Source organism: Rubrivirga sp. S365 (genome assembly GCF_032248475.1).
GTDB classification, from domain to species: Bacteria; Bacteroidota; Rhodothermia; order Rhodothermales; family Rubricoccaceae; genus Rubrivirga; species Rubrivirga litoralis.
Map to the genome: position 1 here is coordinate 3153541 of NZ_JAVTTN010000001.1, position 26644 is coordinate 3180184.

Here is a 26644-nt window from a genome sequence, read left to right on the forward strand (position 1 = left end):
CTCACCCCGTCCCGCGGCCGTCTCCGGGCGGGGCGGGCAGCAGGCGGACCGGCATCCAGCCACGGGCGGCGTTCGTGAGGAGGACACGGTCGGCGTTGCGGAGGTCGTCCGGCGTCAGGTCCGCCTCGGCGGCGCGCGGGTCCGTCGCGAGGACGTGCGCGCGGAACACGCCGGCCAGCCCGCCCGCCGCGAGGGGCGGGGTGAGGAGCCGGCCGCCCCGCTCGGCCCAGACGGTCGTGCGCGTGCCCTCCGTCACGAGCCCGGCGGCGTTGACCAAGACGGCCTCGTCGGCGCCCCGCGCGAGCGCCCGGTCGAAGCGGGCGCGGTAGTGCGCGCGCGCCGTCGTCTTGTGCTGGCAGAGCGCGGTCCCGGCCTCGGCGAGCGGCTCCGGGTCGATCCAGGCGAGGCGGAGCGGGCGGCCGTCCAGCGGGCGCGTCTCGACCTCGGCGTCGCCGCCCCGCCCGAGCGTCAGGCGGACGATCTGGGCCGCCTCTCCCCCGCCCCGCCCTGCCCACACGGCGGCGTGTTCGACGGCTCGGCGCACGGCGTCGGCGTCGAGCGCGTAGCCCAGCGCGTCGGCGCTCCGCGCGAGGCGCGCGAGGTGGAGGTCGAGGAGGGCGACCGCCCCGCCCTCGGCCCGCATCGTCTCGGTCAGGCGGGGCGGGGCGGTCACAGGTCGGTCAGGACGCGCGCCTTGAGCAGGCACTCGGCGTACTCGGCGTCCGCGCGGCTGTCCCACACGACGCCGCTGCCCACGTCGTAGCGGCCCGCTCCAGCGGCGCCCACGACGGCCGTGCGAATGGGGACGCTGAACGCGGCCCTGCCCAGCCCGCCCCCGGCCGCCGGCGCCGCGTAGCCGATGGCCCCACAGTAGACGCCGCGCGGGCCGTCCTCCAGGTCGCGGAGGAGCTGCATGGCGCGGAGCTTAGGCGCGCCGGTGATCGACCCGCAGGGGAACAGCGCGCGGAGCACGTCGGCCAGCCCAGCGTCCGGGCGGAGCGCGGCGCGGACGGTCGACGTCAGCTGCGTGACCGTCTCGTAGCGCTCGGGCTCGAACAGGGCCGGCACGCGGACGCTCCCCAGCTCGGACACGCGGGCGAGGTCGTTCCGCAGGAGGTCGACGATCATGAGGTTCTCGGCCCGGTCCTTCGGGCTCGCGCGGAGGGCCTCGGCCAGCGCCCGGTCCTCGGCCGCCGACGCCGCACGCGGGGCCGTCCCCTTCATGGGCCGCGCTGTGATCGTCCGCCCCGCCCCGCCCGACGTCTGTGGGCGGGGCGGGTCGACCCGGAAAAAGAGCTCGGGCGAGACCGACGCGACGGCCGCCCCGCCGGTTTGCGGTCCGCCGGTTTGCGGTCCGCCCGCGGCGGCGGAGCCGGGCGGGGCGGGCAGGCGGAGGAACGCGCCGTAGGACACCGGCTGCCGCGCGCGGAGCGCGGCGAACAGGCCCAGCGCGTCGCCCCCCGCGTCCCCGTCCAGGCGAAAGCGGAACGGGGCCGTCAGGTTCGCCTGGTACACGTCGCCCCGGCGGATGTGCTCGCGGACGGCCGCCAGGCGCTCGGCGTACGCCGCCGGGCTCCACGCGAACGCCAGGTCGCGGACCGCCGCCCCGCCCGCGGGGAGCGCCGCGTCGAGGGCCGGGCCGCTCACGGCCTCGGGCGCGTCGTACACGCCGAACCACCCGAGCGGGGTGGCGGGCTCGCCGCCGTGCGGGGCGGCGCCGACGCTCGGGTGCAGCGCGTAGCCGGCCTCGTAGGCCAGCGTCCCGGCCACGTGGTGGCCGTCCGCGAGGGCGCGGTCGAGGGCGTCGAGGAGCGGGCCGACCTCCTCCGGCGCCCAGGCGACGAGCGTCCGCCGCGGGGCCGAAAACAAGAGCGCGCCCCGGCGGCCGGTGTCGGCGTCGGGGCGCGGGGCGTCGAGGAGGACGGCGCCGGGCTGGCGGAGGGCGTCGGCGAGCACGGGCGGGGTGGCTCCGGGAGAGAGAGGGCGGGTCCTACCCGCGCCCGCGCCGGCCGATCCGCTACCGCCCGCCGTCTTTGGGGCCGCCCATCTGGACGTCGGTCTCGCCCAGGCCGGGCTCGCCGCCGGTGAGGTTGGCGAGCGCCGGGCCGAGCGCGGCCCGGAACTCGGTCGACCGCATCCGCTCCAGAACGTCGCCCCGCCCGGCGCAGTAGCCTAACACGGCGTGGGGCCGGTGGAGGTTGTGGAGCGCCTCGCGGACGATCCACATGTGCCACGGCCGGGCCTCGCGGTCGAACGGCCCGAGCAGCCGGGCGTAGAGCCGGTTCGCCGCCCGCTCGACGTCGTCCTCCGACGACAGCTCGCCCATCTCGAGCAGGCGCTGGAGCCCGCCCCAGACGTACCCGGCCAGGAAGTCGTGCTGGCCGTCGGTGAGGTCGAGGCCGGCCTCGGGGCCGGTAAAGCCGAGGTCGGCCAGCGGCGCCTTGACGCACGCCTCGACGTGCGTGACGGCCTCGCGGATCATGGCCTCGACGTAGGCGGGGGACTTGGGGACGTTGGGCGTGGGCATGGGGGCGGGGTGGGGAGCGGCGGCACGTCAGGGCGTTGCAAGCCAATCCGCCACTGGCTCTGCGGCCCGTTTGAGCGGCCCCGTTGTAGCGCGAGCGTGACGGCGGCGACTGCTGTTCCAGAGCGGGCCGGGTCCGAGACGGGCCGCGTCTCAGACCCGGCCCGCCGAGGGCCGCCCCGCCCCCGCCGGCCTGGCCGCGTGTGGGTGGGGCGTCGGTCCGACCGGCAGGGCGCCAGAGCACGTTTTAGCAGGGTGCGGAGTGCGGGGTGCCTGGCCGGCTCGGCCCGCCCGAGGCCGTTCTCCCTCCCCTCCTGCGGGCGTTCCGGGGCGCCCGCCGCTGCCCGAGCGTGTCGCGCCGGCGGGACTATGTTGGCGGCCCCACCCCGCCCCGCCCGCTATGCGCCGCGCCCCCCGGCTCCTCCCCGCCCTCCTCGCCTGCGTGGGCCTCGCCTGCCTAGGCGGGGCGGCAGCCGCCCAAGCCCCGGCGTCCAAGTACGGCCCGCTCGCGCGGCTCGACGGCGGGCTCCAGGCCGCGGCCGCTGCCCACGCCCGGGGCGAAGCGGCTCGGGTCCCCGGCGGGATCGTCGCGGGCGGCCTCGTCGTCGTCGACGTGGCGGCGGCCGATGGCGATGGGGCTGCGCTCCGCACGCGGCTCGAGGCGCTCGGTCTCGAGGGCGGGGCGGCCTACGGCGCCGTCGTCAGCGGGAAGATCCCGGTGGCGGCCCTGGACGAGCTCGCCGTGCTCGACGGCGTCCGCTCGGCGCGGGCCGTCCGGGGCGTGACGCACGGGCGGCGGACGGGGCGGGGCGGGGCGGCCCGCCCGGCGGCCTCGCCGGTGTTCGTCGGGGCCGTCGACGGCGAGGCCGCCCGCGCGCTCCGGGTCCTCGCGGCCCGGCAGGCGCTGGGCGTCGACGGGAGCGGGATCCGTGTGGGCGTGATGTCCGACTCGTACAACGCCTGCGCCGAGCCCGGCCGGCCCGAGGACGCTGACGCCTGCCGGACGACGGCGGCCGACGACGTGGCCACGAACGACCTCCCCACCGTCGCCGCGTGCCCGGCCGGGGCCGGCTCGCGCAGCCCCGTCGGGGCGTGCGTGCTCCGGGAAGGTCCCCCAGGCGGGAGCGACGAGGGCCGGGCCATGATGCAGCTCGCGCGCGACGTGGCCCCGGGCCTCTCGTTCTCGTTCCACACGGCCTTCCTCGGGCAGGCCGCGTTCGCCCGCGGCATCCTCGACCTCGCCGCCGCCGGCGCCGACGTCGTCGTCGACGACGTCCTCCTGTTCGCCGAGCCGTTCTTTCAGGACGGCCTCGTGGCCCGGGCCGTGACCGAGGTCGTCGCGGGCGGGGTGGCGTACGTCTCGTCGGCCGGCAACCAGGCCGACGACGCCTACCTCGACGACTTCGACGACACGGGGGCCGAGGCCGCCTTCACGTCCACCGGCCCCGACGGCCAGACGGTCGGCCCGTTCGACGGCGCGCTCCACGACTTCGACCCCGGCCCCGGCGTCGACGCCTTCCAGGACGTGACGCTCGAGCCAGGCGAGAGCCTCACGCTCGTGTTCCAGTACGCCGAGCCCTCGTTCTCGGCCAGCGACGGCCGGGCCGGCGCGACGAGCGACTACGACGTCTACCTCGTCGACGCCGCCCGCCCCGACGCCGAGATCGTCGCCGCGAGCGCGAGCAACAACAGCATCGAGCCCGTCGTGCTCGACGACGGCACGACAGTGACGGGGAGCGGCGAGCCGGTCGAGATCGTCGAGTACGCGAACGAGACCGACGGCCCCCAGACGCTCTACCTCGCCGTCGTGAAGTTCAGCGGCGCCGACCGCTTCTTCAAGTACATCGAGTTCGACGGCCAAGCCGAGTTCGAGTACCGCCAGTCCGGGAACGCTACGTCGGTCGCCCACAACAACGCCGCCGCGGCCCTGAGTGTCGCCGCGGCGGCGTGGTTCAACACGTCCGCCTTCAACGAGAGCCTCCGAACGGCGGGCGTCCCGGCCGTCCTCAACCCGTTCACGTCGTTCGGCGGGAGCCTCATCCTCTTCGACGACGACGGCACCCGCCTGGCCACGCCCCAGAACCGGATGAAGCCGGACGTCACGGGCTCGGACGGCGACAACAACACGTTCTTCGGGTTCGACCTCCCCGAATCGCTCGACGCCGACACGGCCCCGAACTTTTTCGGGACGAGCGCCGCCGCCCCCAACGTCGCCGCGGTCGCAGCGCTCATGCTCGCGGCCGCCGGCGGGCCGCGCTCGCTCGCCCCGGCCGACGTGTACCGCCTCCTCGAGGAGACGGCCGCCGACGTCACGCCGTCCGCCGCGTCGTCAGGGACCCTCAACGTGGGGACGGGGCCGGGCTACGACCCGCGCTCCGGGGTCGGCTTCGTCCGCGGCGACCGGGCGCTCGCTGCGGCGGCCGAACTCGGCGTGGGCGAACTGGTCGAGGACGGCCCGTTCCGGCTGCGGGGTCCGTTCCCGAACCCCGTCCGCGACCGCCTGCGCCTCGTGTTCCTCGTGGACGTGGATCAAGACGTGTCCGTCGCCCTCTACGACATGCGGGGCCGCCGCGTGGCGACGGCGTTCGAGGGCCGAGTTGGGGCCGGCCAGACCCGCAGCGTCGAGCTCGACGTGACGGGCTTGGCGGCGGCGCCGTACCTCCTGCACCTCGCGGGCGACGAGGCGGCTCTGACCCGCGTGATCACGGTCCTGTAGCTCACGGACGGGGCGGTGGGCGGCGGCGACGGGAGGGCGGTCAGGTGGGAGGGCACATGATCGCGTGCACCCGGCGGGGGGGGTGGGGCATCGGAACGTGCGACCACCCCGCCCTCGCCACGCGGGCGGGGCGGTGGGCGACTGAAGCGGGGTGACACGGGCGGGGCGGTCCCGCCCTACATGTTCCGCCGGTACTGGCCGCCGACCTCGAAGAGCGCCCCCGTGATCTGCCCCAGCGACGCGTGGCGGACCGTGTCGAGCAGCTCCTCGAACGTGTTGCCGCCCTCGCGGGCCACGCGCTGGAGCCGCGCGAGCGCGTCCGGCGCGTCGTCGGCGTGGCGGCGGTGGAACCGGTTGATCCCCTCCAGCTGCCGCTCCTTCTCGGCGTCCGTCCCGCGCATGAGCTCGACGTCCTGCGGCTCCGCCCCGCCCTCGGCGACGAACGTGTTCACGCCGACGACCGGCAGCTCGCCCGAGTGCTTCCGGTGCTCGTAGAGCATGGACTCCTCCTGGATCTTGCCGCGCTGGTACATCGACTCCATCGCGCCGAGCACGCCGCCGCGGTCCGAGATCCGCTCGAACTCCTGCAGCACGGCCTCCTCGACGAGGTCCGTCAACTCGTCGATGATGTAGGCGCCCTGGATCGGGTTCTCGTTCTGGGCCAGCCCCAGCTCGCGGTTGATGATGAGCTGGATGGCCATCGCGCGGCGCACGCTCTCCTCGGTCGGCGTCGTGATGGCCTCGTCGTAGGCGTTCGTGTGGAGCGAGTTGGCGTTGTCGTAGATGGCCAGGAGCGCCTGGAGCGTCGTGCGGATGTCGTTGAACTGGATCTCCTGCGCGTGGAGCGACCGGCCCGACGTCTGGACGTGGTACTTCAGCTTCTGCGCCCGCTCCGACGCCCCGTACCGCTCGCGCATGGCGACCGACCAGATGCGGCGCGCCACGCGGCCGATCACGGCGTACTCGGCGTCCATCCCGTTCGAGAAGAAGAACGAGAGGTTCGGGGCGAAGTCGTCGACGTCCATCCCGCGCGCGAGGTAGGCCTCGACGTAGGTGAACCCGTTGGAGAGCGTGAAGGCGAGCTGCGAGATCGGGTTGGCCCCGGCCTCGGCGATGTGGTAGCCCGAGATCGAGACCGAGTAGAAGTTGCGGACGCCCTCGTCGATAAACGCCTCCTGCACGTCGGCCATGCACCGCAGCGAGAACTCGGTCGAGAAGATGCAGGTGTTCTGCGCCTGGTCCTCCTTGAGGATGTCGGCCTGAACCGTCCCCCGGACCGACTGGAGCGCGCGCGTGCGGATCGCCTCGTACTCGTCTTCGGTGAGGAGGCCCCACTCGACCAGCTCCGCCCCGCTCGTGCCGAGCAGCCCGAGGCCGCCCCCGTCGTGGCCGTCGGGGAGGGCGGGGTGGTCCGGGTCGACAGGCGCCTCGGCGGGTTCCGCCCCGCCCGCGTCCGCCCCGCCCCCCGGCTCGAAGGGAACGTAGCGTGGGCGGTCATCACCGAGCTCGTCCGCGATCCGCGCCTCGGCGGCCTCCCAGCGGCCCTCGTCCTTCAGGAACTGCTCGACCTGCTGGTCGACGGCCGTGTTCATGAACATGGCCAGGATGGTCGGCGCCGGGCCGTTGATGGTCATCGACACCGACGTCTTGGGGCTGCACAGGTCGAAGCCCGAGTACAGCTTTTTCATGTCGTCGAGCGTGGCGATGGACACCCCGCTCGTGCCCACCTTGCCCCAGATGTCAGGACGCCGGTCAGGATCGCGGCCGTAGAGCGTGACGCTGTCGAAGGCCGTCGAGAGCCGCTTGGCCGGCATCCCGAGGCTGACGAGGTGGAACCGCTTGTTCGTCCGCTCGGGCGTGCCCTCGCCGGCGAACATCCGTGTCGGGTCCTCGCCCTCGCGCTTCAGGGGGAACACGCCGGCGGTGAAGGGGAAGCGGCCGGGGAGGTTTTCGAGGAGCGCGTAGCGCAGCCGCTCGCCGGGAGCTCCGGTCCGCGGGACGGCCACGCGCGGCACCTTCGTCCCGCTCAGCGTCTCGCGTGTGAGCGGCTGCCGGATGTCCTTGCCGCGGACCGTGTAGACCAGCTCGTCGCTGCGGTACTGCTCGGCGAGCGCGTCCCAGTTCTCCAGGATCGAGCGCGAGCGGGAGTCGAGCTTGTCCCACCAGTGGCCGGCCATCTCGTCGAGCCGCCCCGCCAGGGCGTCGCGGTCGTCGGGGTCCCAGTCCTCGACCTGGGCGCGGGCACCGACGGCCTGGCCCCACTTCCGGGCCGTCTCGACCTCGGCCTCGGCCCACGCGCGGTAGCCGCGGGCGGCGTCGGCGATCTCGGCGAGGTAGCGCTGCCGGGCCGGCGGCACGACGGCGAGCTCGCTCGGGTCGAGGGCGGGGAGGGCGTCGGCGTCGAACAGCGACGACGTGCGGCCGAACCCGTGCTCGTCGAGCGCGTCCAGGAGCGCGAGGTAGAGCCGGCTCACGCCGGGGTCGTTGAACTGGGCCGCCATCGTCGGGTAGACCGGCATGTCGGCGGGCGGGGTGGCGAAGTCGCCGCGGTTGCGCTGGACCTGCTTTTTGACGTCGCGCAGGGCGTCCTCGGCCCCGCGCTTCTCGAACTTGTTGAGGGCCACGAGGTCGGCCGCGTCGAGCATCCCGATCTTCTCGAGCTGCGTCGGCGCGCCGAAGTCGGACGTCATGACGTAAAGACTGACGTCGACGAGTTCGGCCACCTCGGTGTCCGACTGCCCGATCCCGGCCGTCTCGACGACCACGAGGTCGAAGCCCGCCGCGCGGCACACGTCGACGGCCTCGCGGAGCGCCTGCGATGTCGCCCGGTGCGCCTGGCGCGTGGCGAACGACCGCATGTAGACGCGGCCCGCGTGCTCGCCGGTGAGCGAGTTCATGCGGATGCGGTCGCCCAAGAGCGCCCCGCCCGTCCGCCGCCGCGTGGGGTCGACGGAGAGCACGGCGACCTGGAGGTCGTCGAAGTCGTTGAGGAAGCGGCGGACCAGCTCGTCGGTGAGCGTCGACTTGCCCGCCCCGCCCGTGCCCGTGATGCCAACCACGGGGACAGAGGAACTCGGGACGGGGGACGGGGGCTGGTAGCCCGGGGCGCCGTCGCCGGACGGCTCGGCCGCGCGCTGCTCGACGGCGGTCAGCGCGCGGGCGACGGCCTGCTTGTCCGTGGCGACGGCGGCCTCGACGGGCGGGGCGGTGCCCTCGTCTTCCCCAGTCCCCGGTCCCCAGTCCCCAGTCCCCGACACGCGGAGCGGGTCAACGTCGCACGCCCGGATCATGGACTCGATCATGCCCTCGAGCCCCATCCGCATGCCGTCCTCGGGCGAGAAGATCTTGGCGACGCCGTAGGCCTCGAGTTCGGCGATCTCCTCGGGCACGATCACCCCGCCCCCGCCGCCGAAGACCTTGACGTGGCCCGCGCCCCGCTCGCGGAGGAGGTCGACCATGTAGGTGAAGTACTCCATGTGGCCGCCCTGGTACGACGAGACCGCGATGCCCTGGGCGTCCTCCTCGATGGCCGTCGTGACCACGTCGTCCACCGAGCGGTCGTGGCCGAGGTGGACGACCTCGGCGCCCTGCGCCTGCAGGATCCGCCGCATGATGTTGATGGCCGCGTCGTGGCCGTCGAAGAGCGCGGCGGCGGTGACGAATCGGACGGGGTGGGTCGGGGTGTAGGCCATCGGAGGTGGGAGGGCTTCCGGGTTCGCATGAAAACGTAGTCCTCCAACCCGCCCGGTGCCGGTGAGGTTGCGGCCCAGACGGCGGCCGCCCCGCCCGCGCCGCGGATCTCCGGGCGGGGCGGGGCGGTTGGCCTTCGCCCCTCTCCCTCACCCCGCCATGCGCCGCCCCGCCCTCTTCGCCCTCGTGCTCGCGCTCGCCGCCTGCGCCCCCCGCCCCGCCGATGACCTCGCGATCGAGGACGGCGACCGCGTCACGACCGAGGCGGGCCTGGAGGCCGCCCTCGGCCAGTCTGGCTTCCTCCTCTCGCCGCGCGGGTTCTCGACCGACCCGCTCGTGAGCGCGACGGCCAACGAGTACGTCGTGGGCGGGACGGGGCGCGGGTACCTCCAGGTCTACACGTTCTCGTCCGCCGAGGAGGCCGAGCGCGACGTGCAGAACGTGGCCGCGCAGAGCGTCGCCGGCGCGCTGCGCGTGTACTAGAGCGGCCCACTCGTCGTCGCCTACTACGGGTCCGACCCGGCGCTCGGGGCCTCGCTCTCGCGGTTCCTCGGAACGCCCGCCTTCTAGTGCCGCTTCAAGCGGTCTCCGACAGGTTCGCCTCGATTGGTCGCGTATTCCGTGTTGCGTATTGGAGTTCAGGACACGCAACACGCGATACACAACACGTCGCCAGCCCGACAAGATGGCTTTGAAGCGGCACGAGACCGCCTCGCCCTCGGATCACGCGCCTCGCTGGGGCGGGGTGGCGAAAGGTTCGCGGGTCCTGCCCCGTCCCGCTCGTCCCCACCCCGCCCGCCGTGCCCCGCCCCGTCCTCGTCCTGCTCGTCGCCGGCCTCGTCGTCGCCGGGTGCTCCCGGCCCTCCGCCCCGCCCGCCGAGGAGCAGGCTGTGCAAGAGAGCCCGACGCCCGTCGTCCCGACCGCCCAGTCGGCCGACACGCCCGAGACCGCCGCCGGCCGCGCCTTGGGCGTGGGCGACCAGGCCCCCGACTTCGTCCTCCCCAACGCGATGGGCCAGGACGTCCGGCTGTCCGAGCTCCTGGACCGCGGGCCGGTCGTGCTCACGTTCTACCGCGGGGCGTGGTGCCCGTACTGCAACAACCAGCTCCGGGACTACCAGGACGTGCTCGGCGAGATCGAGGCGGCCGGCGCCACGCTCGTGGCCGTCTCGCCGCAGGCGCCCGACGGCTCGATGACGATGGCCGAGCGAAACGGGCTCGCCTTCCCCGTCCTCTCGGACGTCGGCAACGAGGTCTCCCGGCAGTACGGGCTCGTGTTCACGGTCGACGACGCGACGCGCGAGCGGTACCGAGCCGTCGGCGTCGACCTCGCGGCCGTCAACGGAACGGACGCCTGGGAGCTCCCGGTCCCCGCCACCTACGTGGTCGAGCCGGACGGGACGATCCGCGCCGCCTTCGTCGAGGCCGACTACACGCAGCGGGCGTCGGCTCGCCAAGTGCTCGACGCCCTCCGCCGCGCGGCGTAGGCGGGGCGGGGCGGCCGGCTCCACCCCGCCCGGGTCGTTTCGCCCCACGCCCCGGGCGGTTCTACCCCGGGCGGGGCGGCGGGCGGGGCGGCCAAACGGGGCGGAAACGCGTTGGCGCCGGCGCGCGGGGCGCTGGCGTGTCAATCGGGGCGAGGATATCAAGGTGAGACGACGGGGACGGGTCCGTGCACGTCCTTCAGGCCGGACCACCCCGCCCCGATGCCCCAGACCCTCCTCGCGATCGCGGCGATTGTCGCTGCCGGCTTCCTCACGCTCTCGCAGAGCCGGGCGGTCCACAGCACGACCGAGTCCGTCATGCGCGACCAGTTCGAGCTGGCCGCGGCCGGGGCGCTCCTCCACACGCTCGAGTTCGCCGACGCCCGCGCCTTCGACGAGGCCACGACGCCCGAGGCCCTCCGCACGCGGTACCACCTCCTCTCGTCCATGTCGGAGGCCGAGCGCGACACGATCTCGTCCGACGACTTCAGCGATATCACGCCGGCGGACTTTTCGGACCCGACCGCGTTTGGAGGCGTCGTGTGCAACGTCTTGGAGCCGTGGGAGAGCCCGGGGTGCAGCGTCCTCCATGACCTCCACGGGGGGGAGTGGCAGGAGGTCACGTTCAAGACGATGGACGGCCACCCGCTCCCCGTCGAGGTCCGCGCCACGGTGGATTACGTCGAGGCCGAGGCTCCGGATGTCGCCGTTGGCTACAAGACGTTCCACAAGCGGGTCGAGGTGTACGCCCGGTCGACGGCGTTCAAGACCGCGAGCGGCCAGGACAACCCGCACGTGGTCCAGCTCCGGCGCGTGATCAGCTTCGACCCGGCGGTCGCGGCCGAGTACCTCCGCCGCTCGGCCGATGTCGTCGGCTCCTGCACCGCCTACGAGGCGTGGTCCGCCACCCGAGGCCAGCTCCAGAAAGAGCTCAGGCAGTCCGAGATCGCCCAGGCGGAGGCGGCCGCGGCGCTCGAAGGCCCCAAAGCGGACTTCGAGGCGGCCGAGGAAGCCCTCGGCATCGCCCAGGCCCAACTCGATGACGCAAAGGCCGCGTGGAGACCTACAGACGACGCGGCCCGTGCGGCCTTGCGGACGCTGAACGCAGCAAAAGACGCGCACGAACGGGCTCGTCGCGCCGAGGAATCGGCGAACCGTGCTCTAAGCGCAGCCCGGACCGCACTCGACAACGCCGAGACCGCGGCCACTGCCGCCCAGACCGCGCTCGCCGCCGCTCGGACCCGAGCCAGCGACGCCGTGACGGCGCTCGACACCGCCAAAGCCGCCGCCACCGCTGCCCAAACCACGCTCGCCGACGCCCGGACCCGCGCTGAGGCCGCCCAGACCGCGCTCGCCGCCGCCCAGGCCCGTGCTGAGGCCGCGCAAGACGCCGAGGAGGCCGCGGGCCGAACCGCGCTCGACGCGTACCGCGCCGCGGGCTACTACAGGAACGGCCGATGGGTATGGCGATCGGAAGCTGCTCGGACCGCATTCCAAAGAGCCTACGCCCGCTACCTGGAGGCGGAGGCAGCCTCGGAGGCCGCCGACGACGCCGCCGACGACGCCGAGGAGACCAAAGACGCCGCCGACAAGGCCGCCAAAGACGCCAAGACAGCGAGAGACGACGCCCGCACGGCGGAGACCAACGCCCAGACTGAGGTCCAGAACGCCGGGGTCGCCGCCGAGGAGGCCGAAGCCCACGTAGGTGTGACCGCCGCCGCCCTGGAGCGCGCTCGGGCCGCCGTCCCAAGAGCCGAGGCCGCCCATAACGAGGCCTCCGCCGCCGTCGGGCCGGCCGCCCGCGCAGAAGCGCAGGCCCAGGCGGCCTACGATGCGGCCACCGCCGTCCGCGCCGCCGCCGCCGCCGTCGTCGCCGCCAAGGAGGCCGTCGTCCAGGAGGCCCGGACCGTCCACACCGCCGCCCAGACCGCGTTTGGCACCGCCCAAGCCGTCAAGGCCGCCGCCGACCAGCGGGCCGCCGACGCCCGGGCCGCGCTCGGAGACCACGACGGCACACGTCCCGACTGCGGCTAGACCGCCCCGCCCATGCAGTTCATCCTCGACCACATGATCGCCTCGGTCGTCGCCGCCATCCTCACGGTGGCGATGATGGCGCAGCAGATCAACAACCGGCAGGCGTCGATCGAGCGGATCTCCGTCTACTCGGCAAAGGCCCAGGCGCTCGCCTTCGGCGAGTGGCTCGAAGACGACGTGGTCAAGCTGGGGTCCCGGTTCGGCCAGGAGCGCGGGCGGTTCTCGATGAAGACCCGCCCCGAGGGCGGCGTCAAGTTCACCGAGGCCTTCACGTTCCACTACAACAGCGAGGTCCAGTCCGACGGCGCCGTCCGCCGCGTCGAGATCTCGTACCGGCTCGTGCCGGACACCGAGACCCGGGCCGTCGTCGAGAAGGGCGATACGCCCGCGGACGACGTCCGCATCCCGGTGTACCGGCTCCGGCGCGACTCGCTGAGCGGCCTGTACAACCCCGAGTCCAAAACGTGGCTGGCCGGCTCCCGCCCCGCCCCGGTCCCGACGCCCAGCTACCAGGCGCCCGTTGGCCTCCGCCACTTTCAGGTTCAGCCCCTCGACAGCCAGGGCCGCGAGTTCGACGACCTGACGCCTGGCCACGCCGACGACTACGCGCACAAGGCTGACTACGCCCGCCTCCAGTTCACGGTCGTGCCCACGCTCTTCCCGCTCCACCGCGCCCGGCTGGTCCCCAAGGAGGGGCTGCACTGGGCGACGACCATCGAGCTGCGCCCCTTCTAGCGCCCACCCCGCCCAGCCCCGCTCCATTTCACGAACCTCCTATTTCCATGGGTAAAGTGTCCCTCCTCCTCGTGTCCGCCTTCGGCATCGCCGGCGCCACGATCTTTTTCACCGCCAAAGAAGCCGACGTCAGGGCGTCCGCTACACAGGGCGTGTACGAAGCCGACGTGATCGCCCGCGAGATCGCTCGCTCGGCGTACAACGCCGGCGTCGCCGACGTCAACCGCCACGGGACCGACATCGACCAGGCGCTCCTCGACTTCGGCACCCGGATCGAGAGCGCGAGGGTGCCGGAGGACGAGCAGTGCGCCAACGGCAAGCCCATCTGCGCGCGCCGGACCGGCGAGATGCTCGACGGCACCTACGTGGTCGAGGCCAGCGTGGACGGCGGCAACGGGATCGACATCTACGCGGCGGGCACGTTCGGCTACCAGGCCGGCGACCGCCCCGTCTCGAAGACGCACAAGATCAACGAGTCGCACTCCGTCAACGTCCTCCAGGTGGACCCGAGCAGCACGCAGTGCAGCGAGCTCAAGATCCAGTTTGTCGACTCGCGAGCCGGGTACTGCTCCGCCATCTTCCTCCAGCGGACCGTGGCGGGCGCGGCGCTGCCCCCCGAGATGGTCTACGCCCCGGGCAATGACCGGAACGGCGAGCGGAACACGGGCTACGAGGTCCTGCTCCAGCCCGGGACCCAGATGAACTTCGCGATCGGCGTCGACGACCGATGCGGCCGCGGCGGGACGCGGCCGACCCACCACCCCAGGCTCCGCATGGCGTCGGCCTCGGCCCTGCTCGCGAAGAAGGACCCGACCGGCGAGAACCCCGATTACGGCGCTGAGCGCCTCGCCGCCGAGATGGCCCGGTACACGTACCGCCCCGACGACTGGGCGTGGACGCATTGGGCGCTCGACGGGACGGCCCTCCGCGACGGCGACCCGCAGGAGGCCCCGTGGGGCATGGTCGAGACGGACCCCAACAACCGCCAGCGCTGGCGGATCTCGTTCGAGGACATCCCCGACTGGAACCTCGGCCCCGACGACGCCGGCTACGACGACCCGAACAGGAGCCTCTGGGCCACCAAGCGGTTCGGGTACGACACCGACGGCGACGGCAAGGGCGACGGCTGGAACGACAACCGGAAGATCCGGATCGTCGAGAACGGGCCGAGGGGCTACGTTGTGAGCGATGTCAACGGGCCGGACGGCTTCCACGACCTCCGCGACACGGGCCGCCCCGCCGACTTTAGCGACCAGGTCATCTTCGTCGAAGTCACCCCGGCGTCCAAGCCGTGCGACGTCGTCGCCACGACCCCGGGCAGCGGGAGGCTCGGCGGGAGCTGACCCTGCCCCGCCGCCGACGCCCACGGGGGGCGGCTGGACTCGCGTCCGGCCGCCCCCCGCGCCGTACGGACCGCCCCGCCCGCACGCTCGGGCGGGGCGGCGTCGGTCGCCGGCCGGACGCGCAGCGCCGCGCTGGTGGCCTGAGCGGGGCGGTGCCGGGAGCGGGGCGAGCCCGGGCGGGGCGGTGCCCCGCGAGCGCCGCCCCGCCCAGGGGGTGGTTTCGGAAGGCCCGCGTTACCGATCGACCCGCCAGAGGGGCGCGGCGCGGGCCGCCGGGCGGGGCGGCGATACCCCACGGGCCACCTCCGCGCCCGCCGCCGGCGCGGCGCAGTCCTTGCGCCCCCGGCCGCCACCCCGCCCCGCCCCCGTGACGCCCTCCCCGTTCTCCCCCCGCGAGCTCGCCGACGCGCCCCCCGCCCCGCCCCACGCTGCGGCCGGCGCCGTGCCCGGAGCCCTGCCCGGCACGACCCCCGTTTGGACGGCGCCGGCGGCCGGCCCGGGCGCCGCCGGCCTGGGCGCCGCTCCCTCGGCCGGCGTCGACGCCGACGGGTTCCAGCGGATCCCGCCCTTCGTCCGCCAGGTCGCGCGGTCGGCCCCGCGGCTGCTGGCCGGCGAGGACCGGCTCAAGTTCTACGCCGAGGCCGTGGGGCGCCTGCCGACCGAGCACCGCGGGGCCATGCGCGACGTCGTGGACCAGTACGCGGCGCGGATGCACGGCATGGAGGCGTCGGACCTCGACATGGGCGGGCCGGCCACGTCGGGCCGCGTGTGGTACCGGGTCGATGGCGAGAAGACGCCGCACTTCGAGCTCGGCATCGCCTCCAACGACGAGGTCGACCTCCTCATCCTCAACCTCCTCTCCGACCGCCAGCTGGGCGACTTGTGGGCCGCCCAGTCGGCCGACTTCTCGTACCAGGTCGAGGGCGAGGACGGCGCCCGCAAGCGGTTCCGCTCGACGGCCTACTTCGACAACCAGCACCTCGGCGTGTGTCTGCGCGCCGTGAACGAGACGGTGCGCGGGCTGGAGTCGCTGGGGTTCCACCCCGTCATCCAGCGCGGCCTCCTGTTCTCGAACGTCCGGTCCGGGCTGGCCCTCGTGACCGGCGTCACGGGCTCGGGCAAGTCGACGACGCTCGACGCCGTCATCGACGCGAACAACCAGGACTTCGACGGCCACATCGTCATCATCGCCAAGCCGCTCGAGTACGTCCACCACCCCGCCCGGTGCATCGTGCGGCACCGCGAGGTCGGCCCCGACGTGCCGTCGTTCAAGGTGGGCGTGAGCCAGGCGCTCCGCCAGGACCCCGACATCATCATGATCGGGGAGATGCGCGACCCCGAGACCATCGACTCGGCCATCGAGGCGGCCGACACCGGGCACAAGGTGTTCTCGACGCTCCACACCGCGAGCGCCGTCGAGTCCATCGACCGCATCGTGGCCGAGTACCCACCCTTCGAGCAGGAGCGCGTGCGCTCGCGGCTGGGCGACGTCCTGAACTGCGTGGTCTCGCAGAAGCTGCCGCCGAAGATCGGCGGCGGCCGCGTGCTCGCCAAGGAGGTCCTGTGGGTGACGGCGTCGGTCAAGGCGGCCATCCACAACAACAACACGGGCGAGATCTACCAGATGATGTGGGAGGGCGGCCGGCAGGGGATGACCACGCTCGAGCAGGACCTCTACCGGCTCGCGCGCGAGCGCAAGATCACGCCCGAGACCGGGCTCCAGTACAGCAACAACAAGCGTCGCTTCCAGCAACTCATGCAGGGCCGCTAGCGCCGCCCCGCCCCGCCCCACGCCGATGAGCGACTCCATGATCTTCCCCGACGACGGCGCCGACGACGGCCCCGCCCCCGACGACGGCCTGGGCGGGGCGGCCTCCGCGGGCGCCCCCGAGGGCGCCGCTCCCGAGGGGTGGGCGTTCGAGCCGCTCCCCGACGACGTGCCCGCGCTCGACGCGTCGGCCGCCGACGTCCCGGCGTTCGGCGACCTCGGCGACTTTGGCGGGGCGGGCTCCGGGGGCGAGGTGCTCGACGTAGAGGGCTTCGAGGACGCCGGGTTCGGCGCTGCCGCCTTCGGGGCGACGGCCTTCGAGACCGCAGAGTTTGACGCCCCCTCGTTTGGAGCCGCGCTCCCCGAGGGCGGCTCCGCCCCGCCCGCGGCTCCGGGCGGGGCGGGCAACGCTCCGGCCGCCGGCGCGCCGACGTTCGGGTCCCCGTTCGACGCGCCCGACGAGGGCGGGGCGGAGGCCCCGGACGCCTACGACGTCTCGTTCGCCGAGGCCGCCACCATCAGCGCCGGCCCCGTGGCCGGGCCGCCGGCCGAGCGCGCGCCCGAGCGGGGCGGGGCGCGGCCGGCCCCGAAGAGGCGCGCCAAGGACGACCTCGTCCTCGGCCTCCACGTCACGCCGGCCAAGGTCTACGGCCTCCTCGTCCGCCCGGCGGACGGAGGCTACGAGCCGCTCCGCCAGTTCGTCCGCCACCGGAGCGAGGGCGGCGACCTCGCGGGCGGCCTCGCCCTCTCGCCCGACGACGTCCCGGGCTCCGACGAGCTCCTGTTCGACGACGTCGCCGACGGCGACGTGTCGGTCCAGTTCGAGGCGGCCGCGGAGATCGACTTTTCGGCCGAGTTCGCCGGCCTCGACGACGGGCTCGACGGCGGCCTGGGCGGCGGCTTCGAGCCCGACGCCGTCGGCGGGGTCGGGCCGTCGGTTCAGCCCATCGTGTTCGAGGTCCGCGACATCCTCGAAGAGTGCGCCTCGGCCGGGTTCGGCCGCCCCGCCCTCGCCTTCGCCGTCGGCGCCCCGGACGTCGAGTACGTCGAGGTCGAGGTGCCGCCGGAGCAGAAGGACAAGCGGAAGGACCGGGACAAAAAGAAAAAGGGGGAGGCGGCCGACGCGCCCGCCCCGCCCGAGGCGGCCGGCTCGGCGCCGGTCAAGCGCGAGCGGCTCCTCGAACGGCTCCCCGAGCTCAGCGCCGGCGTCGACCGCGACCGGGTCGCGTTCGTGCCCATGACGCCCCGCGACCGGACGCGCCGCTACCTCGCCGTCGTGCCCGAGCCGACCGAGCCGGTCGCCGAGTCGCTCGCCATGCTCCGCGAGCAGAGCGCGCACCGCAAGACGTCGTTCCGCACGATCGAGGCCGAGGTCCCGCTGCTCGTCGGGCTCGTGCGGATGACGCTGGCCCCGGAGCCCGGCGAGAACACGGCGCTCGTGCGCGTGGGCGCCGAGGACACGGTCGTCCTCCTGCTCTCGGGCGACCGGGTCCGGCACTACGAGAAGATGCAGTCGGTGACCGCCCTCGACGGGCCGGACACGGTGTGCTCGCGCGTGCTCCTCCAGCAGGACGTCCAGGGCGTCGGCGTGGTCCACAACGTGGTCGTGGCGTCGGAGGAGCGCGAAAAGGAGCTCGTCCAGGGGTTCGCCGCCTTCTACCCCGACGCCCGCATCGAGACGCTCCGCGAGGGGCTGGCCCGGTTCGGGCTCGTCGGCCCCTACGGGCCGCTCGCGCCCGTCCTCGTCGGCGCCGCCGGGGCCGCGCTCGCCGGCCACCTGAGCACGGCGAAGCGGAGCCCGTTCGACGACGCGAGCCTGCTCCCCGACGCGCTCCGCAAGCGGTCCCGCCGCGTCGAGTTCTCGGTCGGCTGGCACACGCTCGTGGTCGCCGCCGTCCTGTTTATGAGCGTGCTCTACTTCAGCTACCTCTATGTCTCGCAGGAGGGGCACATCGCCGACGCCGAGCAGCGGCTGGCCGAGTTCCCGCCCGAGGCCCGGCTCTCGGCCCCGGCGCTCCAGGCCCGAATCGACAGCCTCCGCCTCCGCCAAGCGAGCCTCACGGCCTCGCTCGTCGCCCTCGACTCGCTGCTTCTCGACACCGACCGCTGGACGCAGACCCTGCTCCGCACCACGCGCGCGGCCGCGGCCACGGGCGGGGCGTGGATCGAGCAGTGGGAGCCGGGCGGGGCGGACGTCTCGCTCGCCGGCTTCGCGACCGAGCGCGGCCGGGTCGTCGGGCTGGCCCAGCGGCTGGGCGCGACGATCGAGGAGGTCACCTACCAGGACATCCGCGGCTTCCCGGTCTACGCCTACCGGCTCCGGTTTACGCAGCCGCCCGAGCTCCCGCAGGTCTCGCGCGTGCTCCGCGCACGGGCCGAGGCCGACCTCGAACGGGCGGCGCCCGAGCCGCTCCGCGGCCTGGACGCGCCGGCCCCCGACGCCGCGCCGCCCAGCCCGTAGCGCCCCGCCCCGCCCGAGCCGAGCAAGAGACTCCTCCGCCCCGCCCGACCCCGCCCCCGGCGACCGACCACCCCGCCCGACATGTCGAACCAGGTCCTCAACACGCTCATCCTCTCCGCCTTTCTGGCCGTCGCCGTCGGCGGGGGGTACTACGTGACGAAGCGGGTGCAGCCCGCCGAGATCGACGCCATCGAGGCCGACATCGAGGCCATCGAGAACCGCGACGCCGAGGTCGAGTCGCTCCTGCTCCAGGAGACGGCCGCGAGCGAGGAGGCCGCGGCCACGCTCGCCCGGTGGAACGCCCGCTACAAGGTGCTCCCGTCGTCCCTCTCGTCGGCCGACGTCGTGGCCTACCTCAACGCGCTCTCGGCGCGCGGCTTCCACCGCTTCGACCTCTCGCTCGTCGGCGTGACGCCGGGCGCGGCGGCCTCGTCGTACACCTACCAGGTGACGGGCGAGGCGTACTTCGAGAGCCTGTTCGGTTTCCTGTGGCACCTCGAGAACAGCCGGGCGCTCTACAAGGTGCGCGACCTCTCGATCGACAAGTCTGTGGTGACGGTCGGGGCGACCGAGGAGTCGTACGGGCGGGAGGCGTCGCCGGGCCGCGAGACGGTTCTGGCCTCGTTCTCAATGACCGTCGACGCCTTCTTCTCGTCGGACCGCGACGTGAGCGCACCGGAGGGCGCCGTCGAGCCGCCGCCCGAGGCGTTCCCGGCCCGCCGCGTGGCCGTCAACCCGTTCTTCCCGTTCGTCCTCGACGCGCTGCCGGCCAACGTCGACGACCTCGTCGAGGTCGGCGCCGACGCCCTCGTGAGCGTCGTGGGCGGGGCGGCCGTGTTCGAGCGGGGCGGCGAGCTCCGCCAGCTCCGGGCCGGCGACCGCGTCTACCTCGGGCGGATCGCCAACGTGGACCCGCAGGAGGCCCGCGTGACGGTCGACCTCAACCGCGGCGGCGTCCGCGACCGGGTCACGCTCGAGCTCGAGACCGAGCCGCGCTACCGCCAGTTTTTCGACCGTGCCCCGCCCCGGCTCGGCGAGGTCGTGCCCGGTCCGACGCTCGACGAGGCGCCGCCGGCGCCGGGCACGCCCGAGGCCGACGCCGCCGGCCTCTACCCGGCCTCCTCGCCCGCGCGCTCCTCGCCCAGCCAGGAGCGCGTCGGCGTCTCGACCGGCGAGGCCGAGATGCTCCGGCGCCTCCGGGGCGGGGCGGCCCCAGCGCCCAGCCAGAGCTCGCGGGGCCGGACGGTCGACGAGCTGAACGAGATGATCCGTCAGTCCGGGGGCGCCCGCCGCTGAGAGGCCGACCGCCCCGCCCCCGCCCCGCCCGACGCGACGGCGCTTTACCCGCCCCCCGGCCCGCCGATACGTACGTCTGCCGGCCCACCTCCCCGACCATGACCCACCCCGCCCCCCGCCCCCGACGCCTCCTGGCGCTGGCCTCGCCGTCCCTGCTCGGGGCCGCGCTCCTGGCGGCCCTCGCGCTCCCGACCCTCGGGGCGCCCGCGGCCCATGCCCAGGCCAGCGAGCTCGTCCGCGGATACGTGCCCCCGGCCGAGCTCGTCTCGTTCCCGGCGTCGACGCCGATGGACCAGTTCCTCCGGCTCGTCAACCCGACGTTTTTCCGCGTGACCGGCAAGCGCGTGGTCGACCCGCTCGACCGCCAGGACGCCATCGGCGTCTCGCTCAGCGGCGTCCACTTTGTGGACGCCTTCGAGCTCGTGCTCGACCGCGGCGGGCTGGACTTTGCCGAGTCCGACGGCTACTTCATCGTGACCGACCCGGCCGTCGTGGCGACGACATCGGACGGACAGGTGGCCACGCCGATCGGGGCGGCCGGGCCGGTCGCGGCGGCGGCCTCCACGCTCCCGGCGACGGCCGACACGCGCGAGATCCGCATCGACGCCATCATCTTCGAGCTCAACACGAGCCGCTCGCGCGAGGTCGGGACCAACTGGGCCGCCCTCTTCGGCCAGGCGGCCGGGCAGGGCGGGGCGGGCGGCGGGCAGGGCGGCGGCGTCGGGGGCGGCGGCGGCGAGCAGGCCGGCAACGCGGGCGCTCGGCCCACGTTCTACGTCGACGGCGGGACCTTTTTCGACGCGCTCGACGGGTTCCTCGAGGTCTCGTCCGACCGGATCGAGCTCTCGTTCCTGCTCAACCTGTTCCGCTACCTCGAGCAGGAGGGGTTCGGCCAGACGATCGCGGCTCCGTTCACCACCGTCCAGAGCGGCGAGACGGCCAAGATCCAGAGCGGCCAGGACATCCCGATCAACCTCCGCGACTTCTCGGGCAACACGGTCTCGTCGTTCGTCTCGACCGGCGTCATCATCAACGCGCTCCCCACGCTCATCGTCGACGAGCGCGAGGGCGCGCCGGTCGAGTTTATCCACCTCGACGTCAACGTCGAGAAGTCGTCGGGGACGCCGTCGGCGTTCGGGATCGCGATCAACAAGAACTCGACGACGACCCAGATCCCGCTGCTCTCCGGCGAGATGCGCGCGATCGGCGGGCTGACCTCGCAGGAGGAGAGCTTCACGCGGAGCGGCGTGCCCATCCTCAAGGACATCCCGATCCTGAAGTACCTGTTCTCGTACAAGCAGAAGCAGGTGACGAAAAAGGAGCTCATCGTGGTCCTCCAGGCCCGCGTCGTCGACGACCTCCGCACGCGCCAGGCCGGCGAGCTCCCGCGCTCGCTGCTCCGCCAGGAGCGCGAGGACGTCCGCGAGCGGATGGACCGCTTTAACGCCGGCTCCGGCCAGCGGCTGGAGCTGCCGGAGCCCGCCGACCCCGTCCGCGTGGACCAGTAAGCCGGTGGGTCAGTCAGGCCAGTGAGTCAGTAGGTCCGTCGCCCCGCCCCGCCCCGCCCCACTCTGTCGCGGGCGGGGCGGCGGCGTGTCCGGGCGGGGTGGCGACGTGGTCGGCGCTCGACCACCCCGCCCCGCCTGCGAACGGCCGGCGTCGGCGTCGCGTCGTTGCATGCAACGACGCTACAGGATGGCACTACGGGCGGGGCGGCACCACGGACGGGGCGGCCCACCGCCCCACTGATTCACCGACTCCCCGACCCACTGGCCAGCTGCCCCACCGACTCCAGCGGCGCCCCGAAGGCGGCCTCGACGTCGGCGCGGAGGGCGGCGGCCTCGGCCGTGATGCGGTCGGCCTCGTCGAGCGCCGCGTCGAGCGAAGTCCGCGAGGCGGCGACGACCTCGGCGACCGGCTCGACGAGGCGGCGGACGCGCCCGACGGCCTCGTCGGCCTCGGCGTCGAGCTCGCGGCGGAGCCCGGCCTCCAGGTCCGCGCGGAGGGCGCGGACGCGGTCGGTAAAGTCGCGGACGGCCCGGCGCCGCTGGACCGGGAGCACGACGAACCCGAGCGTGGCGAGCGCGCCGGCCAGGACCACCCCGCCCGTCACGTCGAACGCCGTGGCCGCGATGAGGACGACGGCCAGCGTGCCGATGCCGGCCGCCGTCACCCCGCCCACGGTGATCGCGGCGCGGGCGTTTTCGAGCAGGCGCCGGGCCTCCTCGTGCATGTCGTACTGGTCGACCGTCCGGCGCGCCTCGCGGAGCACGTCGCGGAGCACCTCGTCGCGGTCGTAGAGGAACCCGCCGCCGTCCGTCGTCCGGTCGCGGCGGAGGTCGGCGAGGCGGGCGTAGGTCTCGTTCCACAGCTCGAACACGCGGCGGAGCACGGCGTCGGCGGCCTCGCCCAGCCGCGCCTCGACGCGGCGGTCGGCGTCGCGCGTGACCTGGCGGGCGAACTCTTCGCGGAACGCGTTCCGGTCGCGGAGCAGGTTGAGGCGCGACACGCGGATGGCGTCGTCGAGGAACCGGACGCCGCGCGTTTCGAGCTCCAGCAGCTCGCGGTCGACGTCGGCCACGGCCCGCCCGACGGTCTCGGAGAGCGCGTCGCGGACTTCGGCAAAGCGGCCGTCGAGCGCGGCCAGCCCGGCCTCGTCGTCCGCGAGCACGCCGCGCTGGGCCTCCAGGCGCGCGCGGGCGTCGGCCACGAGCGCGCGCGTGGCGTCGAGCGGGGCGGCCAGCTTGAGCGCGAGCCGGGCGTCGTCGGTCAGCGTCTCGGTGAGGAACCGCTCGAGCGGGCCGAAGCGGCTGGCCTCCCACCGCGGGTCCGTCCGCACGTCGCCCGCCCCGCCCGCGTCGGACGCGGTGGGCGGGGCGGCGTCGAGCTTGGCGGCCAGCGCGAGCCGAGCGGCGACCGGGAACACGAGCGGGACCGCCCCGCCCTCTCCCCCACCCCGCCCGGCGCCGCTCCCGGACCTCCGCTCGGGCGGGGCGGTTGCGCCCGGACTCGCCTGCGGGGCGGGGCGGCGGGCCTCACCGTCGTCGGTCTCGCGGAGCAGGCCGCGGAGCCCGTCCTGCACGTGGGCCACGACCTGGGCGAGCGCCGCCTCGGTGTCGGCGAGGTCAGCCTTGTTGAGGGCGACGACGAGCTGCTTGCCCCAGTCGCCGCGGACGTACGTCAGGAACTGGCGCTCGGACTCCGAGAGCGGCCGGTCGTAGCTCGTCACGAACAGGACGAGGTCGGCGCGCGGGATAAAGTCCTCGGTCAGCGCCTGGTGTTCGAGGACGATCGAGTTGGTGCCCGGCGTGTCGACGAGGGCGAGGCCTTCGAGGAGCGGGGCGGTCACCGTCCGCTCGGTCACGAAGTCGCCGCGGCGGTGGGTCTCGTCGGCCTCGCCGTAGCGGAGGACCGTGATCTTGTCGGTCGTCGGGACCGGCCCCTCCTCCATCACGCGCCGCCCGAACAAGGCGTTGACGAGCGTCGACTTGCCGGCGTTGAACTCGCCGGCCACGACGAGCAGGAACAGCTCGTCGAGCGACTGCGCGAGGTCGTGGGTGCGGCGGCGCGTGGGCTCGGGGGCCGCCGCGCGGTCGAGGAGCGCGCCGAGCGCGGCGAGAAGGCCCCGTTCGCGGTCGAGGAAGGCGTGGGCGGACCGGGCCGGGGAGTCCATACGAGTGGGAAATGAGTGGGGAGCGTGCACGAAGAAGGTACGCGGAGCCCGCCCCTGGCTTTATAAGAGCGCCTGAGAGGGCGAAACTCTGTCCCCCGGGGGTCACCGGCGGAACCGCCTTGCTCGGGCCGCTTAGGAGCCCCCCACAGGACACCGGCCGCTCCACGCCGTTCCTGTTCCTGTCCCCCCCGACTTCCCTCGACTCCGAGGCCCCCTCATGACGAACGTGCTACTTTCTGGCCTTCTCGCCGGAACCTTCGCCCTCGGCGCCCCAGCCGACGACGCTTCAGTGTCGCCGGTTCTGGACGTCCCCTCCGACTCCGTCTACACCGCCGCCTTTACGCCTGCACCAGCCGACGTCTCCGACGGCGTGTTCGCTCAGGACGAGGAGGCCGAGACGCCCCGCTCGATCACGCAGGACACGTACGCGTTCGGCACGCCGTCCGCTGTGGCGCCCATCAAGCTGTGGGTGACATACGGGTACGGTCAGGTCGACGACGTCTGGGACACCCGGGGCGAGGACGCTGAGCTCCAGGTCGCCGGCACGAACGGCGACATCGTCACGCAGCGGCTGACCGTAGGCGGTCAGATCAACTTCGTGAGCTTCCCGGTCTTCCAGCTCGGCGGCGGCGCCCAGCTGAACCTCGCGAAGAACAAGTTCGAGCGCGACGACGCCGCTGGCGGCCTCCTCGCGGACGACATCGAGAGCAGCTTCGGGCTCCAGAGCCTCAAGGTCTTCGGATCGGCTCGCGGCCGCGTCGTCGGCCTCCACGGCGGGTACATCTTCGATCTCGGCGACGCGCGCGAGTTCGGGGCCGCGGTGGACACGCCCTTTGGTCCCGTTGTCCCGCCCACGGAGCTGGCCACGTCGGGCGGCCGCGACGCCATCTTCTTCGGCGCCGACTTCGACGTTCCGAGCGACCACTTCCGCGTGTTCGGTGGGATCGACTACTACATGCTCCAGGACGCCGACAACGACGAGAACACGGCTTTCGACGAGTCCACGTACCAGGACGACGACATCCTGAACATGCTGCTCGGCGCCGGCGTCAAGATCAGCGTCTTCGAGTTGGGCGCGGCGCTCCAGATCCAGACGCGGCTCAACAACCCGACCGTCCTCGACGTGGGTAACACGAGGGGGATCGGGAGCCACGCCGGCACGGTCTCCCCGTACCTCCGGATCACCCCGCCGAGCTTCCCGGCCGCCTTCTTCGTGAAGGGCGCGGTGCTGGACGAGTACACCGAGTTCGGGTACCCGATCGGTGGCGCCAACTCGATCAAGCCGTCGGTCGGCTTCACGGCGGGCCTCACGGTCGGCTTCGAATGATCGACTAAGGGTCTCTGACCGACCTTGAGAGGTCGTCCCGCTTGGGCGGGGCGGCCTCTTTTTATACCCCCTGCCCATGCCCTCACCCCGCCCCGCCCCGCTCGCCCTCGCACTGGCGGCATGCCTCGTGGCCGCCGGGTGCGCGGGGTCGGAGAGCGCCGTGCGCCCTCCGAGCACAGTCGCCCCCGACTCCGCCGCGGTCGCCGCGCTTCGCGACTCGATCGCGGCGGCCCCGTCACCCGCCGCGCGCCGCGCCGTCGCCGTGCGCGCGCTCCGCGCCGCGGGCGTGACGCCGCTCGCCGGCGACCTGTTCGAGACCGGCGTGGGCGCCCCACTCGTCGGCGGATTCGTGCCGGGCCGCGTGCCCAGCCGAGCGTCCGAACTCGTCGTGGTCGCGGCCAATCTGAGCGAGGCGGCGGCGGCCGACGTTCTGGAGGCGGCCCGCGTCCTTGTCGCCCTGTCCCTGGTCGAGGTCGTCCCCGAGCGGACCGTCCGTGTGGCGCTGTGGCCCGGGACGTACAGCGCCCGCGAAGGCGTGTCGCTCACGCTCCGCTCGCCCCTGTGGCCGCGCCCGGCCGTCGCGGCCGTCGTCGTCGTGGGTGGCGGGGCGGTCCCCGACGTCGTCGGCGGCGTCCCCGTCACCCGCGTTCCGGCCGACGCCCCCGACCTCGCCGCTCGCGTAGTTCGGGCGGTCCTGGAGCGAGCCGCCGCCCCGCCCATCGTACCCACCCCGCCCGCCCCATGACACCCGCCTGGACCCCCGACGTCGTTACGCCCAACCTGGAGCGGGCCGTTCACTACACGCTCCTGTGGGGCCTGGAGGGCGTCTCGCTGCGGACGGTGGGCGGCGTGGGCGACCGCGTGCCGTTCGTAAACGAGGCCGCGGCCCGGCGGCGCCTGGACGAGGCCGACCTCCCGGTGGTGGCCGTCGACCCCGGCGTGCTGGAGGGGCCGTGGTCGGCGCGGGCGGGGTGGCTAAACGACCTCGCCCTGCTCGACGAGGCAGCCGCATTCGCGGTCCGGCTGGGGTGCGGCGTCGTCCGCACGGGCGCGCTGGGCGGCGAGGGCGGGCCGTACGACGCCGACGTAGCCGCCGGCGCCCTCCGCCGCGCGGGCGACGTGGCCGGCGCGCGCGGCGTCCGCCTCGCCGTCCGCAACGGGGCGGGGACGGGGCTGGAGACGGGCGCCGCGCTCGCCGCCCTCTTGAGCGCCACCGGCCACGAGGCCGTCGGCGCCGACTGGCGCCCGTCCGACGCGCTCGCCGCCGGCGAGGCGCCGGGTGCCGGACTCGACGCGCTCCTCGGAGCGGGCGTCGATGTCGTCTGTGTCGGCGTCCGCGACGGGGCCGTCCCGCCCGGCGGGGCGGGGTGGGCCGAGGCGGCGCCTGGCGAGGGCGCCGCAGAGTGGGCGGACCAGCTGGCGGCGCTCGCGGCGGCCGGGTTCGACGGCCCCCTCGTGCTCGACGCCCTCCCCGCCCCGCCCGCCCAGCACGGGCTGGCCGCGGCGACGGCGCTCGTGCGCCTCGCGCGGACGGCGACGCGGGCCGCCGCGGGGGCGGGGCGGTCGTAGCGACGCGGACGGAGCCGCCCCGCC

18 protein-coding genes are annotated in these 26644 nt (G+C 74.1%); 13 read left to right on the forward strand and 5 right to left on the reverse strand.

Going from position 1 to position 26644, the window contains the following annotated elements:
- Position 1: 1 nt before the first annotated feature.
- The 3 genes from RQM47_RS13790 to RQM47_RS13800 form a co-directional block, all read right to left on the reverse strand.
- Positions 2-673: an aminotransferase class IV gene (locus tag RQM47_RS13790; protein ID WP_314009331.1), complete on the reverse strand. Its 672-nt coding sequence runs from the start codon at positions 671-673 to the stop codon at positions 2-4.
- Positions 670-1956 (reverse strand): chorismate-binding protein, encoded by a 1287-nt coding sequence (locus RQM47_RS13795; protein WP_314009332.1) that lies wholly within the window; start codon positions 1954-1956, stop codon positions 670-672. Before RQM47_RS13795 ends, RQM47_RS13790 begins: the two co-directional genes overlap by 4 nt.
- Before the next feature lie 61 nt (positions 1957-2017).
- Positions 2018-2527, reverse strand: a complete 510-nt coding sequence (locus RQM47_RS13800) for a hypothetical protein (protein ID WP_311661764.1) — start codon at positions 2525-2527, stop codon at positions 2018-2020.
- Between the two features lie 397 nt (positions 2528-2924).
- Here RQM47_RS13800 and RQM47_RS13805 point away from each other — a divergent pair, with 397 nt between their 5' ends.
- Positions 2925-5240 (forward strand): S8 family serine peptidase, encoded by a 2316-nt coding sequence (locus tag RQM47_RS13805; protein ID WP_314009333.1) that lies wholly within the window; start codon positions 2925-2927, stop codon positions 5238-5240.
- 176 nt (positions 5241-5416) lie between these two features.
- On the opposite strand, the gene RQM47_RS13810 is transcribed toward RQM47_RS13805, so the two are convergent.
- Positions 5417-8932, reverse strand: a complete 3516-nt coding sequence (locus tag RQM47_RS13810) for a methylmalonyl-CoA mutase family protein (protein WP_314009334.1) — start codon at positions 8930-8932, stop codon at positions 5417-5419.
- A 157-nt stretch (positions 8933-9089) separates the two neighbouring features.
- On the opposite strand from RQM47_RS13810, the gene RQM47_RS13815 reads away from it, so the two are divergent.
- The 9 genes from RQM47_RS13815 to RQM47_RS13855 all read left to right on the forward strand — a co-directional run bounded on the left by RQM47_RS13815 (position 9090) and on the right by RQM47_RS13855 (position 21559).
- Positions 9090-9413 carry a hypothetical protein gene (locus tag RQM47_RS13815; protein WP_314009335.1) on the forward strand — a complete coding sequence of 108 codons (324 nt, stop codon included), beginning with the start codon at positions 9090-9092 and terminating at the stop codon, positions 9411-9413.
- A gap of 317 nt (positions 9414-9730) precedes the next feature.
- Positions 9731-10417, forward strand: a complete 687-nt coding sequence (locus RQM47_RS13820; RefSeq protein WP_311661757.1) for a peroxiredoxin-like family protein — start codon at positions 9731-9733, stop codon at positions 10415-10417.
- 219 nt (positions 10418-10636) lie between these two features.
- The gene (locus tag RQM47_RS13825) at positions 10637-12448 is read left to right on the forward strand and encodes a hypothetical protein (protein ID WP_311661755.1); all 1812 of its coding nucleotides are present in this window, start codon (positions 10637-10639) and stop codon (positions 12446-12448) included.
- A 12-nt stretch (positions 12449-12460) separates the two neighbouring features.
- Positions 12461-13183 (forward strand): hypothetical protein, encoded by a 723-nt coding sequence (locus RQM47_RS13830; protein ID WP_311661754.1) that lies wholly within the window; start codon positions 12461-12463, stop codon positions 13181-13183.
- A 47-nt stretch (positions 13184-13230) separates the two neighbouring features.
- Positions 13231-14526: a hypothetical protein gene (locus RQM47_RS13835; protein WP_311661752.1), complete on the forward strand. Its 1296-nt coding sequence runs from the start codon at positions 13231-13233 to the stop codon at positions 14524-14526.
- 367 nt (positions 14527-14893) lie between these two features.
- Positions 14894-16297: a type IV pilus twitching motility protein PilT gene (locus tag RQM47_RS13840; protein WP_311661751.1), complete on the forward strand. Its 1404-nt coding sequence runs from the start codon at positions 14894-14896 to the stop codon at positions 16295-16297.
- 25 nt (positions 16298-16322) lie between these two features.
- Positions 16323-18755, forward strand: a complete 2433-nt coding sequence (locus RQM47_RS13845) for a hypothetical protein (RefSeq protein ID WP_311661749.1) — start codon at positions 16323-16325, stop codon at positions 18753-18755.
- 81 nt (positions 18756-18836) lie between these two features.
- Positions 18837-20051: a hypothetical protein gene (locus tag RQM47_RS13850; RefSeq protein ID WP_311661748.1), complete on the forward strand. Its 1215-nt coding sequence runs from the start codon at positions 18837-18839 to the stop codon at positions 20049-20051.
- A 98-nt stretch (positions 20052-20149) separates the two neighbouring features.
- Complete coding sequence (locus RQM47_RS13855) at positions 20150-21559, forward strand: type II and III secretion system protein (protein ID WP_311661747.1); 1410 nt, start codon at positions 20150-20152, stop codon at positions 21557-21559.
- 242 nt (positions 21560-21801) lie between these two features.
- Here RQM47_RS13855 and RQM47_RS13860 read toward each other — a convergent pair whose 3' ends face one another.
- A complete protein-coding gene (locus RQM47_RS13860; protein ID WP_314009336.1) occupies positions 21802-23724 on the reverse strand; it encodes a dynamin family protein in 1923 nt (640 codons plus the stop codon).
- Between the two features lie 217 nt (positions 23725-23941).
- On the opposite strand from RQM47_RS13860, the gene RQM47_RS13865 reads away from it, so the two are divergent.
- The 3 genes from RQM47_RS13865 to RQM47_RS13875 all read left to right on the forward strand — a co-directional run bounded on the left by RQM47_RS13865 (position 23942) and on the right by RQM47_RS13875 (position 26620).
- Positions 23942-25051 carry a hypothetical protein gene (locus tag RQM47_RS13865; RefSeq protein ID WP_311661744.1) on the forward strand — a complete coding sequence of 370 codons (1110 nt, stop codon included), beginning with the start codon at positions 23942-23944 and terminating at the stop codon, positions 25049-25051.
- Positions 25052-25127: 76 nt separating this feature from the next.
- Positions 25128-25796 carry a hypothetical protein gene (locus RQM47_RS13870; RefSeq protein ID WP_311661743.1) on the forward strand — a complete coding sequence of 223 codons (669 nt, stop codon included), beginning with the start codon at positions 25128-25130 and terminating at the stop codon, positions 25794-25796.
- Entirely contained in the window at positions 25793-26620 is an 828-nt protein-coding gene (locus tag RQM47_RS13875; protein ID WP_311661741.1) for a sugar phosphate isomerase/epimerase family protein, read from the forward strand. Before RQM47_RS13870 ends, RQM47_RS13875 begins: the two co-directional genes overlap by 4 nt.
- Positions 26621-26644 lie beyond the last annotated feature (24 nt).